The organism is Pseudomonas sp. 2VD (genome assembly GCF_005503585.1).
GTDB classification, from domain to species: domain Bacteria; phylum Pseudomonadota; class Gammaproteobacteria; order Pseudomonadales; family Pseudomonadaceae; genus Pseudomonas; species Pseudomonas aeruginosa.
In genome coordinates this window covers 1-3,941 of the sequence record NZ_SCND01000473.1, presented here as the reverse complement: position 1 = coordinate 3,941, position 3,941 = coordinate 1, and the positions used below count along the sequence as shown (strand labels likewise).

At 68.3% G+C, this 3,941-nt stretch carries 4 protein-coding genes and 1 pseudogene; 3 read left to right on the top strand and 2 right to left on the bottom strand.

Annotated elements, in window-relative coordinates:
- On the bottom strand, window positions 1-779 hold a 779-nt coding region (locus FFS27_RS29965), incomplete at its 3' end, for an alpha/beta hydrolase (RefSeq protein WP_218570996.1).
- Window positions 780-855: 76 nt separating this feature from the next.
- On the opposite strand from FFS27_RS29965, the gene FFS27_RS29960 reads away from it, so the two are divergent.
- Both FFS27_RS29960 and FFS27_RS29955 read left to right on the top strand, forming a co-directional pair.
- Window positions 856-1,467, top strand: a complete 612-nt coding sequence (locus FFS27_RS29960) for a DUF6436 domain-containing protein (protein WP_021263265.1) — start codon at window positions 856-858, stop codon at window positions 1,465-1,467.
- Window positions 1,468-1,571: 104 nt separating this feature from the next.
- The gene (locus tag FFS27_RS29955) at window positions 1,572-2,075 is read left to right on the top strand and encodes a transcriptional regulator (protein ID WP_003112942.1); all 504 of its coding nucleotides are present in this window, start codon (window positions 1,572-1,574) and stop codon (window positions 2,073-2,075) included.
- Here the strand turns inward: FFS27_RS29955 and FFS27_RS29950 are convergent.
- On the bottom strand, window positions 2,054-3,106 hold the full coding sequence (locus FFS27_RS29950; RefSeq protein WP_003112941.1) for an AraC family transcriptional regulator: 1,053 nt from the start codon (window positions 3,104-3,106) through the stop codon (window positions 2,054-2,056). The two genes, FFS27_RS29955 and FFS27_RS29950, sit on opposite strands and share 22 nt — an antisense overlap.
- A gap of 110 nt (window positions 3,107-3,216) precedes the next feature.
- On the opposite strand from FFS27_RS29950, the pseudogene hacB reads away from it, so the two are divergent.
- Window positions 3,217-3,941, top strand: a pseudogene (gene hacB, locus FFS27_RS29940) (N-acylhomoserine lactone acylase HacB); the annotation flags it as partial.

Sequence of the window (3,941 nt, the reverse complement as noted above, 5' to 3'; positions counted from 1 at the left end):
GACTCGCCCTGCACCACCAGGGGGCTCAGGGCACGCCGAGGCGCCCGCTCGATGCGCGGCACCCAGCGGGTCAGCGCGCCGACCCAGGCGGTCGGCAGGGTGCGTGGCTGCAACGGATCGTGCTCGCGGAGGAAGTCGAGGAACTGCGGATCGCTGGAGTTCTCCGAGAAGCGCCGCGGGATCGAGTCGACGAAGGGGCTCAGCAGGCGGTAGCTGAGCTTCGACCAGCCCCAGGCGCGCGGGCGCACCAGCGGCGCCAGGAGAATCGTCTCGCCCAGCTCGGGACGTTCGCCGCCGTGCAGCAGGTAGTCCAGCAGGATCGCCCCACCGGTGCTTTGTCCGCAGAGGTGCCAGGGCGCCGCCAGGTCGAGTTCGGCAGCCTGGCCCAGCAGGCCTTCGAACACCGCCTGGTATTCGGCGAAGTCGCGGATGCTGGCCCGCTCGCCTTCGGACAGGCCATGCCCCGGCAGGTCGCAGGCGAGCACCGAGAAGCCCATGCCCAGCGCCCAGTCGACCACGTGCCGATACAGTCCCATGTGGTCGTAATAGCCATGCATCAGCAACAGGCTGCCGCGCGCTTCCGGCAGCAGCCAGGCCTGCACCGCCAGGCGGCGCCCGTCGACCGCCATGCTGCCGAGCCGCGCTTGCAGGCGCGGATGGCGGGAGCGCAGGTCCAGGCCGTAGTACGCCTGGTAGGCGAGGACGGCGGTGTCCGCCTCGGCCGCGGCCAAGGGTCGCAGGTGCTGGCGCAGGTAATCGGGGTTGAAGGCTTCTGACATCGGCGGTTCCGGGCTGCAATCGATTCGTGGCCGGGCCACGGGCGAAACCCAGGGATATTCAGCTGCGCGCGAACACATGGCAAGCTTGGCACCCGTTTTCCGTGTGAATGCCATGACTCCCCGCCGCAAGACGCTCCTCGTCAGCCTGGTCGGCCTGCTCTGGGCCGGCGGCCTGCTCGCCGCCTACTGGTGGTTCGAGATCCGCTACATCCGCCCGTTCAGCGAGCAGACCACCCTGTTCTCCGGCGACAGCCTGCGCCTGCCGGCCGAGCTGGCCGGGCCGGGGCCGATCCGCCTGGTGCATTTCTGGGACCCGGCCTGCCCCTGCAACGTCGGCAACCAGCAGCACCTCGGCGAGCTGATCGAACGCTTCGCCGGCAAGGGCGTGGAGTTCCATGTCCTGCAGAAGCCTGGCAGCCAGGGCCGCCTGCCGGACAACCTGGCCGCCCTGCGCCCCCTCGCCGGTCTGCCCGGTTCCGAGCAGTTGCCGGCCAGCCCGGCCGTGGCGATCTGGGACCGCGACGGCCGCCTGGCCTACTTCGGCCCCTATAGCGAGGGCGCGGTATGCACCTCCAGCAACAGCTTCATCGAACCGATCCTCGAAGCGCTGCTGCAGGGACGTCCGGTGGATGCCACCCATACCCTCGCCGTGGGTTGCTACTGCCCCTGGACCCCGGAAAAAGGCTGACCTGGCTCAACACCGGGCCTTCCGGAGGGGGCGCCGGACGGCGTAGCGGCTACACTGCTCGGGTCGGCCCACGAGGGGCCGTTGCCGAACCAAGGAGTCGCTGCATGTCCCTACGTCCCACCCTCGCCCTGCTCGCCCTCGTCAGCCTGCCGCTGATGGCCGCCCAGAACGACCCTCAGCCCAGCAGCAAGGAACTGATGAAGGAGCACCAGGCGCAGATCCAGAACGACCTGGCCGACGTCGACTACAAGCGCAAGCGCATCGTCGAGGCCAACATGAACCTCACCGACCAGGAAGGCGAGAAGTTCTGGCCGATCTACAACACCTACCGCACCGAGTCGGACAAGCTCAGCAAGGAAACCCTCAAGCTCCTGCTCGACTACGCCCAGGCCTACAACAGCGGCAACGTCAGCGACGACCAGGCGAGCAAGCTGATCGAGCGTGTCGACGACCTCCAGGAGGACCGCCTGGAACTGCGCGACAAGTACGTCAAGCGCATCGCCAAGAACGTCTCGCCCAAGCGCGCCATGCGCTTCCTGCAGATCGAGATCCAGCTCGACGCCATCGCCACCCTGGAGATCGGCCGTCAGGTACCGCTGGTCGAGTAACCCTCTTCCCGCTTCGCCAGCCGCGCCCTGTATTGCTCCGGGGGCGCGGCGTGCCAGCGGCGAAAGGCCCGGTAGAACGGCGACAGCTCGGCGAACCCGCAAGCCTTGGCCACCTCGCGGATGGCGCGACCGGCCAACAGCATCTCGCTCGCACGCTGCCGGCGAACCTCATCGCGAACCTGCCGGAAACTCGCTCCCCCAGCGGCCAGCGCACGCTGCAAGGCGCCGCTGCCAAGGCCCAGTTCCGCCGCGCACTGGCGCAAGCCATAGCCCTCCCCGAGGCGCAGCTCGATCAGGTAGCGCACGCGATTGAGCAAGCGGTTCTCGCTGAGTTCGCGGGACTGTTCTTCCGCGTGGCGGGTCAGCACGTCATGCATGTCCGGATTGGCGTTGCGCGAAGGACGCCGCAGCAAGGCGGCGGAAAACACCAGGGCATCGTGCGGCCGCGAGAACAACGGCAGCCTGCCGAACAACCGGCGGTGTTCGCCCAGCCGCGGCGGGGCTCGGTGGCGGAACTCGATGCGCTCGGCGACGAACTCGTCGTCGCTGATCAGCGCCAGCAGCTTGAGGAACAGCAGCATCAGGCATTCGATCTGCTGGCGCAGCGAGGCATAGCCCAGGTAGTTGATGTCGAGGATCAGCCTTGCCGTTTCCCCTTCGACCTCGAGGCGCGCGGCGAAACCGCCGGAGAGAATGTGCTGGAAACGCACGAAGCTGCGCAGCGCCTCCTCCAGGTCGCGCGCGGACAGCAGCAGGTAGCCGACCACATCGAGCAGGCGCGGCTTCATTGCCTCGCCCAGGTGCAGGCCGATGTCGGCATCGCCGGTCACCGCCGCCAGCTCGGTCCAGAACAACGGGGCGTTGTCATGCACCAGGCGGCCGCCCAGGGTCGGCGGCGGCAGCGGGATACGCCGGTAGACGCTGCGGTAGACGCGGGTGGGGTCGAGTCCGAGGGCGTCCAGGGCTTCATACAACAGACGCCGCAACGTGGCGGAATGGGTCAGGGGGCTGGTAGACGGGTCGTCCTGCATGGCGGCTCCTCGCGATTGACCAAAGACTTCCAGGGTCCGAGCATTCGGTCAATGCCGCAGGCCGGCGGCATCCGCAGAATGCTCGGCACTACAACAAGGAGAAAGGATCGATGAAACGCACCCTGACCGTGATCGCCGTGGCGGTCGCCGCCGCGGCTGCCGGCGGCGCCTGGTACCTCCATGCCAAGCAGCCGCTCCGCAACGGCTCGCTCGCCCTGGCCCACCTGCAGGCGCCGGTCGACGTGCGCTACGACGAGCGCGGGGTTCCGCACCTGTACGCGCAGAACCAGACCGACCTCTACCGCGCCCTCGGCTACGTGCACGCCCAGGACCGCCTGTTCCAGATGGAAATGCTGCGGCGCCTGGCGCGCGGCGAGCTGGCCGAAGTGCTCGGACCCAAGCTGGTGGATACCGACCGTCTGTTCCGCACCCTGCGCATCCGCGACCACGCCGCCGAATACAGCGCCCGCCAGGACAAGCAGTCGCAGCCCTGGAAGGTGCTGGAGGCCTACCTGGACGGGGTCAACCAGTTCCAGGAAAACAACCCGGCGCCGCTCGAATTCGACCTGCTGGGCATACCCAGGCGTCCCTTCACCCCCGAAGACACCCTGAGCATCGCCGGCTACATGGCCTACAGCTTCGCCGCCGCCTTCCGCACCGAGCCGGTGCTGACCTACATCCGCGACGAACTGGGCAGCGACTACCTGCGCATCTTCGATCTCGACTGGCATCCGCAGGGCGTGCTGACGCCCTCCGGCGCACTGGGCGCCGGCGACTGGAAGGACCTTGGCGCCCTCGCCCGTATCAGCCAGCAGGCCCTGGAGGACGCCGGCCT

Bases quoted from the DNA above. Each gene is read 5' to 3' on its own strand.
- FFS27_RS29960 (WP_021263265.1), top strand. From the start codon at position 856: ATGGCAAGCTTGGCACCCGTTTTCCGTGTGAATGCCATGACTCCCCGC.
- FFS27_RS29955 (WP_003112942.1), top strand. From the start codon at position 1,572: ATGTCCCTACGTCCCACCCTCGCCCTGCTCGCCCTCGTCAGCCTGCCG.
- FFS27_RS29950 (WP_003112941.1), bottom strand. From the start codon at position 3,106: ATGCAGGACGACCCGTCTACCAGCCCCCTGACCCATTCCGCCACGTTG.